Below are 13,565 nucleotides of genomic sequence, written 5' to 3' on the forward strand. Positions count from 1 at the left end.
GGCGCGCTGATTTCATCGCTCAATCATTACATCATGCCAGCAGCTTTAGCGCATGTGATCGCGAGAAAGCCACCGATGATCGGCGCTGCTACGGGTACCCAGGCATAGGACCAGTCCGAGCCGCCTTTGCCCGGAATAGGCAGCAATGCGTGGGCGATGCGTGGTCCGAGATCGCGTGCCGGATTGATCGCATAGCCGGTGGGGCCGCCCAGTGAAACACCAAGCGCCCAGACAAGCAGGCCGACCATCAGTGGTCCAAGGACGCCTGTTGCACCAACAGCCTTTGCACCAATGGCAATGACCACAAAGACCAGCACAAATGTGCCGATTATTTCCGTCAGGCAATTGGCTGGTATGTTGCGGATGGCAGGTCCGGTGCAGAAGACGCCGAGCTTGAGGCTTTTGTCTTCCGTTGGCTTCCAGTGAGGCAGGTAGGCGAGATAGACAAGCACTGCACCTGCGAAAGCACCAAGCATCTGCGCCGCAATGTAGGGAGCTACTTCAGCCGCCGGAAAAGTACCGGCCGCATAAAAAGCAAGCGTCACGGCGGGGTTCAGATGACCCGCACTGCCAGCCGCAACGGCAACCATCACACCACAGAGAACCGCAAAGCCCCAGCCTGCGGTAATGACGATCCAGCCGGAATTCTGGCCTTTGGATTTTGCAAGAAGCACGTTTGCAACCACGCCATCGCCCAACAGGATAAGCACCATCGTGCCGAGAAATTCACCGATAAAACCATTACTCATCATCTACTCCGAGGGAATAATTTAGGTACTAAAAAGCCGCCCGGTGAGCGGATGTGCTCACCGGCTGTCGATAATCATTGATCGTTTTCAAGTTCGGTCTGTTACGAGAGCCTTAGAGCGTGTCGCGGTTAATTGTATCCACAACGCTCGCTCTAACTCATTGTTTTTACGCATGTCGTTATCGGAAAACCGGTTCCCACTTTTCCGCGACATGCTTTAGTTTTAATCAACCCAGTTGAGAGACCGCTGCACGGCCTTCTCCCACGCGTTGAACAGGCCGGTGCGTTCCTTTGCCGTCATCTTTGGATGCCAGCGCTGGCCGACCTGCCAGTTCTCAATAATGTCGTTTGTCGACTTCCAATAGCCCACGGCAAGCCCAGCCGCATAAGCGGCACCAAGGGCTGTGGTTTCGATGATCTTCGGACGCACGACCGGAACATTCAGAATGTCGGACTGGAACTGCATGAGCAGCTCGTTGATGGTCATGCCACCATCGGCACGCAGTTCAGTAATCTCTACACCTGAATCCTTGACCATGGCTTCCAGCACTTCGCGCACCTGATAGGCGCTTGCTTCAAGGGCGGCGCGGGCAATGTGACCTTTATTGGCAAAGCGCGTCAGACCAGCAATGACGCCGCGTGCGGAATCTTCCCAATGTGGTGCGTAAAGGCCGGAGAAGGCCGGGACGAAATAGACATCGCCATTGTCTTCGACTGTGCGCGCCAGTGTTTCAATGTCAGCGCTGGTTTTGATAATGCCAAGATTATCGCGCAGCCATTGCACCAGTGCGCCGGTGATTGCGATAGACCCTTCCAGCGCATAGACCGGCTTTTGCTCACCAAGCTGATAGGCAACAGTCGTTAGAAGCCCATAGGTGGATGGAACCAGCTTTTCGCCAGTATTCATCAGCATGAAGCAGCCGGTGCCATAGGTGTTCTTGGCTTCGCCCGGCTCAAGGCAGGCCTGACCGAAAAGGGCTGCCTGCTGATCGCCCAGAATGCCTGCAAGCTTCACACTGACAAGCGCGGGCAGGGTAATCTCGCCATAGACGTCGCTGGAAGAACGAATTTCCGGCAGGCAAGCTGCGGGAATACCGAACAGCTGCAAGATTTCCTCGTCCCATTTGAGCGTAGACAAGTCCATCAACTGCGTGCGTGACGCGTTGGTTACATCGGTGATGTGAATGCCGCCTTTTGCGCCGCCGGTGAGATTCCAGACAAGCCAGCTATCCATCGTGCCGAACAGCGCATCACCTGCTTCTGCCTTTTCGCGCGCCCCGGGAACATTATCGAGTATCCAGCGCAGTTTAAGGCCTGAGAAGTAAGTCGAAATCGGCAGTCCGGTCTTATCGCGCAGGCGATCTGCGCCACCATCTTTGACAAAATGATCGACCAGTTCGTCCGTGCGTGTGTCCATCCAGACAATGGCATTGTAAAGCGGTGCGCCGGTCTTCCTGTCCCACAGCAGCGTTGTTTCGCGCTGATTGGTAATGCCGACGGATGCAATATCGGAAGCCTTGAGCTTCGCTTTCTTCAGTGTTTCGCCGATAACATGCTGCGTGTTGCGCCAGATTTCATTGGCATTGTGCTCAACCCAGCCAGCCTTGGGATAGATCTGCTCGTGTTCGCGCTGATCCATGGCGACAATATCGCCGTTCCGGTCAAAAATGATAAAACGTGAACTGGTGGTTCCCTGATCGATTGAACCGACGAACTGTGTCATTTACTATGCTCCTCCCGCTCGAATGGCAGAGATCTTGTCAGGATGCGAATATGTATGTCCGTTGCAACCCATTTTCGCTAATCTCGAATGAATATATGCGTCTCTCCAAAAACCACTTTGCTCTTTTTGAGCAGGTGGCCACTTCAACATAATTCAGGCCCGTATTGCAGCACTCCCAATGCTTTTTCGCTGACATCCTTTATTTCATTTATGCGTTAAATGAACTTAATCGAAATAATATGAATATCAAACGAAAGCAATAGGGGTATTTTAGAGCGATTATCCCGCCTCTTTGATAAGATTTGCAGGCTAATTAATAGGGTACACTTTCGTTTGCGAAAATCCATCCTATTTATGAAGTTCTCAAAGAAAAAGCCCCGGCAACATAGTGTTGCCGGGGCTTTCGGGTTCAATATAGATTGCTGTATTAGAGCGACCTTTGTGCGCCCGGAAGGGCGCACGGCGCTCTAGTGACGGAAGTGACGCATTCCGGTCATCACCATGGCAATGCCATGCTCGTCAGCTGCAGCAATGACTTCATCGTCACGCATCGAGCCGCCCGGCTGGATAACCGCCGTGGCGCCTGCCTGAACAGCGGACAGCAGACCGTCAGCAAACGGGAAAAACGCGTCGGACGCTACAACACAGCCCTTGGTCAGCGGCTCGGCAAGACCGGCAGCTTCTGCTGCATCTTCTGCCTTACGCGCTGCGATACGGGCCGAGTCGACGCGGCTCATCTGGCCTGCGCCGATGCCAACCGTTGCGCCATCCTTGACGTAGACGATTGCGTTCGACTTCACATGCTTACCAACGCGGAAAGCGAACTTCATATCGTTGAGTTCGGCTTCGCTTGGGCTCCGCTTGGTGACAACTTTAAGGTCAAGATCATCGACAACGCCGTTGTCGCGCGACTGGACCAGCAGGCCGCCTGCAACGGTTTTCGCTGCAATGCCCTTGGCGCGCGGATCAGGCAGACCGCCCGTTACCAGCAGACGCAGGTTTTTCTTGGCTGCAACGATGGCCTGTGCGCCTTCAGTGGCGTCGGGCGCGATGATGACTTCGGTGAAGATTTTGACGATTTCTTCAGCGGCGGCTTCATCAAGTGTCTTGTTGAGCGCAACAATACCGCCAAAGGCCGAAACAGGATCGCAGGCCAGTGCCTTGAGATAAGCTTCGGTGATAGTTGCAGCTTCGGCGACACCGCAAGGATTGGCGTGCTTGATGATGGCAACGGCTGCGGTGCGGGCTGGGTCAAACTCAGCTACGAGCTCAAAAGCTGCATCGGTGTCGTTGATGTTGTTATAGGAAAGCTGCTTGCCTTGAAGCTGCGTTGCTGTGGCCACACCCGGACGCTGTTCGCCGGTCAGATAAAAACCAGCCGTCTGATGCGGGTTTTCACCATAGCGCATGACAGAGTGCAGCTTGCCTGCAACCGAGCGATAGGTCGGGGTTTCCTCACCGATTGCTTCGGCAAACCAGTTTGAAATGGCTGCATCATAAGCGGCAGTACGTGAGAACGCCTTGGCTGCGAGCTTTTTGCGGAAAGAAATCGGTAGCGAGCCTTCGTTCTTTTCGAGCTCGGCTACAACGTCTGCATAGTCGGCCGGATCGACAACGGTTGCGACATAGGCATGATTCTTTGCCGAAGCGCGGATCATGGCTGGGCCACCAATGTCGATATTCTCAACAGTGGTGTCGTAGTCGCCGCCCTTGAAGCGGACTTCTTCAAATGGGTAGAGATTGATGACGGCCAGATCGATGCCGCCAATGCCGTGGGCTTCCATTGCAGCAACGTGTTCAGGGTCGTTGCGCACTGCAAGCAGGCCGCCGTGAACCGATGGGTGCAGCGTCTTTACGCGTCCGTCCATGATTTCCGGGAAGCCGGTGACTTCCGAAACGTCCTTTACAGGAATGCCTTCTGCGGCAATCGACTTGGCGGTGCCGCCGGTCGAGAGGATTTCAACGCCATGGGCATGAAGTGCCTTGGCGAAATCGATGAGGCCGGTCTTGTCGGACACGGAAAGGAGGGCGCGGCGCACCCGATGAAGATCGGGAGCGGGAATATGCTTGGAGCTGACAGCCATAGGAAACGGTCTCTTCGTTGCTGAAGCGTTTTGCGTTCAGGAAGGGTGGGACGATGGCGAGTTAGCACAGCTGAGACACGAATCATACCCTAAAAGCCAGCAATCGGGGCTTTGTTGATTAGGCGTAACTTCCAATCGCAACGCGGCTGAATTGCCAGTTCACTTCCGGCAGTTCAGAAGCCGGGAACGAAAGGACGATCTGCTTTGATGTCACAGGTCCGCGGAAGCCGGCAAAGAAGATGCTGTCTTCCAATTGCGGAGCAACTTCAAAACAGGAAAAGGCCCATGTGTCGTCATGTGGGGCACTGAGGATAATCAGGCCGTTTTCATCAAACGAGATATCCACCGATGGGTGGATATGAAAGCGCACCGCGACATTGTCGCGACCATTGGCTTTCAAAGCCTTGGCATCGCCGCGATAGAAACGGTCGGCACCCTGAATGACGCTGCCATTATGCGAGAGCACAACGCGGCGCTCATGGTAAATACCGAAAAGGCGGGCATAGCCATCATGGCTTGCGACAAAGCCTTGACGTCCAAGGTCTTCCACACGGTCGCGCTGAACTTTTGTCGGGCCTGCAATAATCGGCGTGCCGATCATGTTGGAGAGGCCTGCATTCAGGCTGAAACGGCAGGATGATGTGTCATTGATGGTGGCAGTCGAGTGCGCAGCCGTCGAGCGACCCAACGGACGAAATTCCGGTGGGCCGTAACGGTCGACACCGGAATTGACGATATAGCGCTGACGGCCCGAAGACATTTCAAAGGCGAGACAGCCCGCATGGGCATCGCGCGACGCCGTTACAGGCGGCGGAAGACCGGTATCGGCGATAATGGTCGTCGCACCCATCGACAGGCGTTCATAGCCCGAGTAAGGCGCGTGGGTCAGCGGTGAGCCTGCGGTTTCATCATGACGCAAAACAGAAATGATGCGCTCGGACAGTGTTGGTCCAACGCCATTGAAAAGCGCTAGGCTGCCATCCTGATGCCGGAAGAAACGCAGCGCCGGCAACATGCGCTCGACAGCTTCGATCAATGCCTTTGGCGGGGATTCCGTGCCATTGGCATAGGTCTGACGCAGCGGCAGAAGATCGGCCAGCAGTTCAAGGATCGTAACCGGGTTGCGCGAGATATGCCCGCCATCAGGCAGGATCTGGCGCTTCAGCTCATACTCGAGATTGCGACGGGCGGCGCGGGCGGTCGGTGGTGAAACCGGCAAGGCGAGTGCTGCAAAGGCAAGCGCAATGCGCGCACGCAGACGTTCTTCGCCGTCATCCATGGCGGAGGCGACGGTGCGCAGGTAACGCACCTGCATGGCAAGCGAACGCATGAATTTGCGGTAGGCAGGCAGCTCTGCGCCAGAGAGAATGAGGTTGGAATGTTGCAGCCAGGCGATGATGCGCTGCGCCGTTACTTCCGGCGACCAGGCAAGGCCACCGATGCGTTTGCCATAAAGGCGCATCCAATCGTCAACGAGCGCACGCGCATTGGCGGTGGCAAGCTCGCTATTGGCGCTTTTCAAGTGACGCAGCCAGCCAAAGCCCTGAAGGGCTGCTTCCCATTCAGGAGTAGGCGGCTCTACTGCAAAGGGCGACATGCCGCCGGTTTCGACGAGGCGACCGGCCAGTGCGAAACGGCCGTGATAGAACTCTTGGGCCAGCTGCGGGTCGGCAACGCGAAGATCAGGAGGTGCAATGAGGATGCGCTCCGGTGTGAAGCCGGTGAAACGCCAGCGAAAAAGCGGACCCATGCGCAGACGGCGGCTGAACCTGCGCCAAGCCTGTGCAACGGCCAGTCCCCAAAGATGCGGGGTTTCGCTCAACGCGACTGCCACCCTCTCGTTCTCCGTATTAAAATTCATTCGCAATGGACCCGATAAAGGCAGGTCCGTCCTTTCATGGCATGATGTATCGAAATGCCGGTTTCCAGATTTCGGAATCATGCATTCTTAGAATCGTCGATAATGGTGAATCGAGTGTTAACCATAATGGGCGCAGGGCACCCATTATGCCAAATTCATCGATTTTAATCAGCAGTTGCTAACTGATTAAAGCGCGTCGCAATTTATCATATTCAAGAGACGCGCTTTAAGTCGTTGTTTGTACGCATGTCGTTATCGGATCGAAGCGGGATCAGAAATTAGTCCAGTGGACTAATTTCCCCGCGAAGGCGGTTCCCACTTTTCCGCGACATGCTTTAGGCCTTACGTCTGAAACGAGCGGCGAAAAAGCCGTCCATGCCTGCCATATTCGGATTGCCATCAAAATTTTCAGCGGGCAGATCGGCAGGGGTCGACCGCAGGAAGCCTTCTTTGGTGATCAAACCTTCAAGACCGGGGCATTCTTCAAGCGTAATCGGATAGGCTTCAATGGCCGGATTTTTGAGCGCATTACGGGCCATGTCCTCGCCCTCCTGCGGATGCAGCGAGCAATTAGAGAACAATACTGTGCCGCCGGGTTTCACAAGCGTGATGGCCTTATCAAGCATTTTGGCCTGAAGGGTCGCAAGCTTCTTAATATCTTGCGGTGTCTTGGTCCACGGCACATCCGGGTGACGGCGCACGGTGCCGGTGGATGAGCAGGGCGCATCCAGCAGCACGGCATCAAACAACGTATCCGGCTTAAAATCCATCATATTGCTAGCAACCGTGCGGGCTTTAAGGCCCAAACGTTCCAGATTGCCGTCAAGGCGCTTGAGGCGGTTTTCAGACATATCAAGGGCTGTCACGTCCGCACCCTGAAGCACAAGCTGTGCTGTCTTGCCGCCGGGGGCTGCACAAAGATCTGCCACGCGCTTGCCCTTGATGTCGCCCATCAGACGCGCTGGCAGGCTTGCGGCGGCATCCTGTACCCACCAATCGCCCTCGGCAAAACCGGGCAGGTCGGTGAGGTTGCCCACAACCGTTTCAAGACGGACAGAACCGTTAGGCAAGGCTACACCGCCGAGTTTCTCTGCCCATTCCTTCGGATCACCCTTAACGGTGAAATCGATTGGTGGCTCATAGCCATGCATAGTCAAAATGGCCGTGGTTTTTTTCGGGCCATAGGAATCGGTAAGGCTTCTTGAAAACCATTCCGGCACATTTTTTTCGGGCTGCAATGTGTGCTCGAGTGCACGCTCTTTGTTGCGCGACAGACGGCGCAGAAGAGCGTTCACCAGACCTGCATATTTACGATTACGCGGGTCATAATTCGCTGCTTCAACGGCCAGATCAACCGCTGAATGATCAGGCAGGTTGAGATAGAAAATCTGCGCGACAGCGACATGCAACAGGTGTTTGAGCGCATGCGCGTTTTCTGGCAATGGGCGGTCGAGACGCTTGTTGATTGCTCGATCAATGCTACCGCGATTGCGTAGCGCCGAGCCCAAAATAGCGCGAACGAGCGAACGGTCGCGTGGCTCAAGTGCCAAATATTGCGGATGGCCATGGCTGTTATCGGTCAGACCGTCGAGCGATGTGTTCTTTTCAATCACTGCGCCAAGCAGGCGGGCCGCAGTGAGACGTGCGGCAAGACCGGGCCGTTGCTGTTCGGCACGGTCTGCGACGTAGTCATGTGTCTGCGGCTTGTTATTTCCACGCTTTGGCGCAGGTTTCTTATCGTTCACGCTGTTCTACTTTATCTAACGCTTGGGATGCGTTTCTACGACCACGGGCCTCGGTAGCCAGAATTGGAACCGGAACCACCACTGTTATTTTTGTCTGCATTACCACTAGTTTGTCCCCAAGGACCACTGTTTTGTGCAGGGGCTGTGTTGCGCTGCGTCATTCCAGCAGAACGAATGCCCATTTCAGCTGCCATCTGCTCCAGCGCCTGAATACGATTGTCGGTATCAGGGTGAGTAGAAAAGAGGTTGTCTGCACCACGTCCGCTCAGCGGGTTGATGATAAACATATGGGCGGTTGCCGGGTTGTGCTCGGCTTCTTCATTGACAACAGACTTAGCGCCGCGGGCGATCTTGCCAAGGGCGGATGAGAGCCAGAGCGGGTTGCCGCAGATTTCAGCACCGCGACGGTCGGCAGCATATTCGCGGGTACGGCTCACCGCCATCTGCACGATCATCGCCGCAAAAGGAGCCACGATCATTGCAAGAATTGTACCGATGACACCGATAATCCCATTACCGTTTTCGCGGTTTCCACCGAGGAAAAATGCAAAATTGCCGAGCATGGAAATGGCACCGGCAAGTGTGGCCACGATTGTCATGGTCAGCGTATCGCGGTTCTGAACATGCGCCAGCTCATGTGCCATCACGCCCGCAACTTCTTCCGGTGTCAGTCGATTGAGAAGGCCGGTCGTGGCTGCAACGGCAGCATTTTCCGGGTTGCGGCCCGTTGCAAAGGCATTGGGCTGGTCTTCGTGGATGATATAAACCTTCGGCATCGGCAGGCCTGCATTGGCAGCAAGACCTCTGACCATGCGATAATAATCGGAGCCGGAACGCTCATCGACTTCCTGCGCGTTGTACATGCGCAGAACCATCTTGTCGGAATTCCAGTAGCCAAACAGGTTCATCGCAACAGCGACCACCAGCGCGATCATCATGCCGCCGCCGCCGCCCAGCAAATAGCCGATGCTCATGAACATGACTGTCATGAGAGCAATCAGCATGGCAGTTTTCGTCATATTCATGCGTATAGGTCTCCGGTTCAGCAACAGTTTACTTAATCGGGGTTTTGCTTCCCCGTCAGGTTTAACTATATGATGGGTATGAAATGCCTGATCTTCAATAATGGGCTCTAATAACGGATCGCAAACAGATGACCGATAAGTTCAACGAACCCGCCAACGACGATAATGCCGAACCACGCAAGTTTGAAGATTTGCCACCGGCAGCCCAGCGCGCGCTGAAAGAAGCGGAAGAGCGCCGCGCGAGTGAAAATGCCGAAAAGCTACCGCGTGAAATTGGCGGTCGCGGCGGCAAAGATCCAGCGCGCTTTGGCGACTGGGAGATTAAAGGGCGGACCATCGACTTCTAAGTTTGGGATATTTCCGTTTCTGCGGCCTGCAAATCGCGTTCTTCTGCGCTTCCGGTGCTCATGTACCCAAAAGTACACTCCGCTCCGGTTCTCGAAGACCACGATTTTCGGCATGCAGGAACGAAAATCTCATCAAACTAGGGCGCATTTACAGCCTCCGGTAATAAAGAAAAAGCCCCGGTTTCCCGGGGCTTTTTATTATTTCTTGTTCTGGCGGTTTTCGATCAGATCGTCCACGACGCCCGGATCGGCGAGTGTCGACGTATCGCCCAGTGAGCCGAACTCGTCTTCAGCGATCTTTCGCAGGATACGGCGCATGATCTTGCCGGAGCGGGTCTTTGGCAGGCCCGGCGAGAACTGGATTTTGTCCGGCGTTGCAATCGGGCCGATTTCCTTACGCACATGGCTTACCAGCTCTTTGCGCAGAGCGTCTTCGTCTTGCACAGCTTCGCCGGTCATCAGTGTGACATAGCAATAGATGCCCTGTCCCTTGATCGGGTGCGGGTAGCCGACAACAGCGGCTTCCGAAACCGAGTGATGCGAGACGAGTGCCGACTCGATTTCCGCTGTGCCAAGACGATGGCCGGAAATATTGAGCACGTCATCGACGCGGCCTGTGATCCAGTAGTAACCGTCTTCATCACGGCGGCAGCCGTCGCCGGTGAAATACTTGCCCTTATAGGTCGAGAAGTAGGCTTCGATGAAGCGCTTATGATCGCCGTAAAGGGTACGCATCTGGCCCGGCCAGCTATCGATGATGCATAGATTGCCGTCGGCCGCACCTTCGACAATCGCGCCTTCATTGTCCACCAGCTGCGGCTTCACGCCAAAGAATGGACGCGTCGCAGAGCCTGGCTTGAGGTCCGTTGCGCCCGGTAATGGCGTGATCAGAATACCGCCGGTTTCCGTCTGCCACCATGTATCAACGATTGGCGAATGCTGATCGCCGACCACGTTGTAATACCATTCCCAAGCTTCCGGGTTGATCGGTTCGCCGACCGAGCCGAGAAGGCGCAGCGTTGAACGCGATGAGCGGGTGACGAATTCGTCGCCAGCGCCCATCAATGCGCGGATCGCCGTTGGTGCGGTGTAGAAGATGTTGACGTGGTGCTTGTCCACCACTTCCCAGAAACGACCCTGATCGGGGAAGTTCGGCACACCTTCAAACATCAGTGTGGTGGCGCCGTTGGCCAGCGGTCCGTAGACGATATAGGAATGGCCTGTGACCCAGCCCACATCCGCGGTACACCAGTAGATGTCGCCATCATGATAGTCGAAGACATATTGATGGGTCATCGAAGCGTAGACGAGATAGCCGCCGGTGGTGTGCAGCACACCCTTTGGCTTGCCGGTTGAGCCGGAAGTGTAGAGGATGAACAGCGGATCTTCCGCGTTCATTGGTTCCGGTTCGCAGGTCGGTTCGACGCTTGCGACTTCCTGATGATACCAGAGATCGCGGCCCGGTCCCCAGCTGACCTTGCCGCCGGTACGGCGCACAGTCAGGACCTTGTTGACCATCACATATTGCTTGGCAGCGATGTCGATAGCGGTATCGGTGTTTTCTTTGAGTGGGACCGGCTTGCCGCCGCGCACGCCTTCATCCGCCGTGATGACGAAAGTGGATTCGCAGTCAACGATACGACCGGCCAGTGCTTCCGGCGAGAAGCCAGCAAAGACGACGGAATGCACCGCACCAATACGTGCGCAGGCGAGCATTGCGTAAGCTGCTTCCGGGATCATCGGCAGATAGATGGTGACGCGATCACCCTTCTTGACGCCGTGCTTCTTCAGCACATTGGCAAGGCGGCAGACATTTTCATGCAGCTCGCGATAGGTGATCTTCTTGTCGATATAGGGATTGTCACCTTCCCAGATGATCGCAACCTTATCGCCACGGCTTTTCAGATGACGGTCGATACAGTTGTAGGAGACGTTAGTGACGCCATCCTCATACCACTTGATCGAAACATCGCCGTTGAAATCGGTGTTCTTGACTTTGGTGAAGGGTTTGAACCAATCAATCCGTCGGCCGTGCTTGGCCCAGAATCCATCCGGGTCGGTCACGCTCTCATTGTACCATTCGAGATACTTCTCGTTGTCTATGAGCGTGTTCTTCTTTGCCCCCGGCAGAACAGGGTAAAGCTTTTCCGACATGTCATCCTCCTTGCTGTACGGCGATCCTCCCGCCGTAATCGATAGCTCGCATCGGGGCGAAGCTATCGCCAGACTCATCTACATTCCGTCTGGCTAAACGTAAATTAGACATTGGGATCGACTATGGTCCAGAGTGACGCAGCACAAAAATATGATCAACGTGGCAGCACTCATCTCGATATGGTGCTAACATATTGTTTTTACTATTTAAAAACTATTTTTGACGAGTATAATTATTGTCGGAGCCTCTCAGTGTTCACAATGGGCTCCCTATAAAAAGGGGAAATCGCTATGACGACATCCGCTTTTAATTCAAAGCCAGCCCTCGGTGCGAAGTCGGCTTTTGAGCTCCAGCTTGCCGGTTACGGTCTGACAACGGCAAAGCTTTTCTACCACATGCCCGATCATCCGCATCTGTTGCAGCTCTTTGTCTGGCAGGATTATGATATTGCGCCAGATTTTCCCGTGCTGCACCACTTCATCGAGTTCTGGAAGGAGAAGATCGACGGTCCGCTGCATTCAGTGGTCTATGTTCACTGCAAGCTGCTTGGTCCGTCTGACTGGAAACATTTGCAGGGAGAGATGCTTTTGCATTGACCGAAGCTCCTCTATGATCGGCATCATGGTCTGATTTCAGCGAGGATTAAGGCTTATCAAATGGCGTTTGTGCATCTTTCTCACCCGGAAAAAGCGCTGCTCTACGCCTCCAAGACATTGCTTGGCTGTCTGATCTGCTGGTTTGGATTGCAATGGGCGGGGATTGTGCACCCGATATGGGCGGTGATTACCGTTCTCATCATTTCCGATCCCGATGTCCGCACCACGCTTGCGCTTTCGCAAGCACGCGCCATCAATACGGCAGTGGGATGCATGATCGGTATGATCACGATCTGGCTCGTGGGATATTCGCCGGTTGCCAGTCTGTTTGGAGCAGCATTAACCGTCTTCGTGATCCTGATGATCGACCGTTATCCGGTCAATTGGCGTCTGGCGCCCGCAACCGTGGTGATTGTGATGGATGCGGGACGCTTTGCTCAAACGCGCAATGAAGAGCTTCTGCTCGCACTATCGCGGCTCATCGAAATAGCGCTCGGGTGCGTGGTCGCAATCATTCTGGCCTGGATTTACACCAAGCTTATTGAGAAGGTGCGTGCGCACCGGCAGCCTCCACGGCCTCAAGCAGAAGGCGAATAGCTTCTGCTGCCGAAAATCGCCGACCCCACGCGCACTGAAGTTGCGCCGAAACCGATAGCGGTTTCATAATCACCCGACATGCCCATGGAGAGCTTTTCAACGCCTGCGGCGCGGGCAAGCTTTTCAAGCAGTGCAAAATGCGGCCCCGGATTTTCATCTGCAGGCGGGATGCACATCAGGCCTTCGATGGATAGGCCATGTTCGGTGCGGCAGCGTTCGACAAAGCTGACTGCTTCTTTTGGCGGGATGCCAGCCTTTTGTTCTTCAAGGCCGGTATTGACCTGTACATAGAGCTTCGGGCTTTTGCCCTGCTTTTTGATCTCGACGGCTAAGGCGGCGGCGATCTTTTCGCGGTCGACGGTTTCGATCACGTCGAAGAGGGCCACGGCGTCTGCTGCCTTGTTGGATTGCAGCGGTCCGATCAGATGCAGCTCGATGCCCGAATAGGCTTCACGTAAGCCGGGCCACTTGGCTAGAGCTTCCTGAACGCGGTTTTCACCAAAGATCCGTTGGCCGAGATCAAGTGCCGGGCGAATTTCATCGGCTTCGAAGGTTTTTGAAACCGCCACCAGTGTTACGGAGCCCTTTTTGCGCAGCGCTTCTTTTTCTGCATTGGCAATCGCGGTCTTGACCGTGTTCAGGTTCGCACCAATATCTGACCCAATATCTGACATGGAATTCTCG

General features: G+C 54.9%; 11 protein-coding genes. 3 read left to right on the forward strand and 8 right to left on the reverse strand.

What is annotated here, in order from left to right; translation table 11 throughout:
• Nucleotides 1-26: 26 nt before the first annotated feature.
• The 6 genes from ABWV94_RS18200 to htpX form a co-directional block, all read right to left on the reverse strand.
• Nucleotides 27-749, reverse strand: a complete 723-nt coding sequence (locus tag ABWV94_RS18200) for an MIP/aquaporin family protein (RefSeq protein ID WP_112808216.1) — start codon at nucleotides 747-749, stop codon at nucleotides 27-29.
• 222 nt (nucleotides 750-971) lie between these two features.
• On the reverse strand, nucleotides 972-2,471 hold the full coding sequence (gene glpK, locus ABWV94_RS18205; RefSeq protein WP_079212321.1) for a glycerol kinase GlpK: 1,500 nt from the start codon (nucleotides 2,469-2,471) through the stop codon (nucleotides 972-974).
• A 467-nt stretch (nucleotides 2,472-2,938) separates the two neighbouring features.
• Nucleotides 2,939-4,555 (reverse strand): bifunctional phosphoribosylaminoimidazolecarboxamide formyltransferase/IMP cyclohydrolase, encoded by a 1,617-nt coding sequence (gene purH, locus ABWV94_RS18210; protein ID WP_112808214.1) that lies wholly within the window; start codon nucleotides 4,553-4,555, stop codon nucleotides 2,939-2,941.
• A 118-nt stretch (nucleotides 4,556-4,673) separates the two neighbouring features.
• Nucleotides 4,674-6,389, reverse strand: a complete 1,716-nt coding sequence (locus ABWV94_RS18215) for a heparinase II/III family protein (RefSeq protein WP_167377099.1) — start codon at nucleotides 6,387-6,389, stop codon at nucleotides 4,674-4,676.
• Between the two features lie 362 nt (nucleotides 6,390-6,751).
• Nucleotides 6,752-8,161, reverse strand: a complete 1,410-nt coding sequence (locus ABWV94_RS18220) for an RsmB/NOP family class I SAM-dependent RNA methyltransferase (RefSeq protein ID WP_105518955.1) — start codon at nucleotides 8,159-8,161, stop codon at nucleotides 6,752-6,754.
• 35 nt (nucleotides 8,162-8,196) lie between these two features.
• Nucleotides 8,197-9,186, reverse strand: a complete 990-nt coding sequence (gene htpX / locus ABWV94_RS18225; protein WP_007876847.1) for a zinc metalloprotease HtpX — start codon at nucleotides 9,184-9,186, stop codon at nucleotides 8,197-8,199.
• A 128-nt stretch (nucleotides 9,187-9,314) separates the two neighbouring features.
• Here htpX and ABWV94_RS18230 point away from each other — a divergent pair, with 128 nt between their 5' ends.
• Nucleotides 9,315-9,533, forward strand: a complete 219-nt coding sequence (locus ABWV94_RS18230; protein ID WP_007876846.1) for a DUF1674 domain-containing protein — start codon at nucleotides 9,315-9,317, stop codon at nucleotides 9,531-9,533.
• A 198-nt stretch (nucleotides 9,534-9,731) separates the two neighbouring features.
• Here ABWV94_RS18230 and acs read toward each other — a convergent pair whose 3' ends face one another.
• A complete protein-coding gene (acs, locus tag ABWV94_RS18235; RefSeq protein ID WP_079212318.1) occupies nucleotides 9,732-11,687 on the reverse strand; it encodes an acetate--CoA ligase in 1,956 nt (651 codons plus the stop codon).
• 291 nt (nucleotides 11,688-11,978) lie between these two features.
• On the opposite strand from acs, the gene ABWV94_RS18240 reads away from it, so the two are divergent.
• Both ABWV94_RS18240 and ABWV94_RS18245 read left to right on the forward strand, forming a co-directional pair.
• The gene (locus ABWV94_RS18240; protein ID WP_007876843.1) at nucleotides 11,979-12,284 is read left to right on the forward strand and encodes an usg protein; all 306 of its coding nucleotides are present in this window, start codon (nucleotides 11,979-11,981) and stop codon (nucleotides 12,282-12,284) included.
• Nucleotides 12,285-12,344: 60 nt separating this feature from the next.
• Nucleotides 12,345-12,881 (forward strand): FUSC family protein, encoded by a 537-nt coding sequence (locus tag ABWV94_RS18245; protein ID WP_113497847.1) that lies wholly within the window; start codon nucleotides 12,345-12,347, stop codon nucleotides 12,879-12,881.
• Here ABWV94_RS18245 and ABWV94_RS18250 read toward each other — a convergent pair.
• On the reverse strand, nucleotides 12,863-13,555 hold the full coding sequence (locus tag ABWV94_RS18250) for a YggS family pyridoxal phosphate-dependent enzyme (protein WP_007876840.1): 693 nt from the start codon (nucleotides 13,553-13,555) through the stop codon (nucleotides 12,863-12,865). The genes ABWV94_RS18245 and ABWV94_RS18250 overlap by 19 nt on opposite strands.
• Nucleotides 13,556-13,565 lie beyond the last annotated feature (10 nt).

The sequence above is a fragment of the Brucella sp. NBRC 12953 genome (assembly GCF_040369775.1).
GTDB lineage: Bacteria > Pseudomonadota > Alphaproteobacteria > Rhizobiales > Rhizobiaceae > Brucella > Brucella pseudogrignonensis.

What these genes read in the sequence shown, in the direction of transcription:
- htpX (WP_007876847.1), bottom strand. Translation starts at nt 9,186, where the DNA reads ATGAATATGACGAAAACTGCCATGCTGATTGCTCTCATGACAGTCATG.
- ABWV94_RS18230 (WP_007876846.1), top strand. Translation starts at nt 9,315, where the DNA reads ATGACCGATAAGTTCAACGAACCCGCCAACGACGATAATGCCGAACCA.
- ABWV94_RS18240 (WP_007876843.1), top strand. Translation starts at nt 11,979, where the DNA reads ATGACGACATCCGCTTTTAATTCAAAGCCAGCCCTCGGTGCGAAGTCG.
- ABWV94_RS18245 (WP_113497847.1), top strand. Translation starts at nt 12,345, where the DNA reads ATGGCGTTTGTGCATCTTTCTCACCCGGAAAAAGCGCTGCTCTACGCC.
- ABWV94_RS18250 (WP_007876840.1), bottom strand. Translation starts at nt 13,555, where the DNA reads ATGTCAGATATTGGGTCAGATATTGGTGCGAACCTGAACACGGTCAAG.
- glpK (WP_079212321.1), bottom strand. Translation starts at nt 2,471, where the DNA reads ATGACACAGTTCGTCGGTTCAATCGATCAGGGAACCACCAGTTCACGT.
- purH (WP_112808214.1), bottom strand. Translation starts at nt 4,555, where the DNA reads ATGGCTGTCAGCTCCAAGCATATTCCCGCTCCCGATCTTCATCGGGTG.
- acs (WP_079212318.1), bottom strand. Translation starts at nt 11,687, where the DNA reads ATGTCGGAAAAGCTTTACCCTGTTCTGCCGGGGGCAAAGAAGAACACG.
- ABWV94_RS18200 (WP_112808216.1), bottom strand. Translation starts at nt 749, where the DNA reads ATGAGTAATGGTTTTATCGGTGAATTTCTCGGCACGATGGTGCTTATC.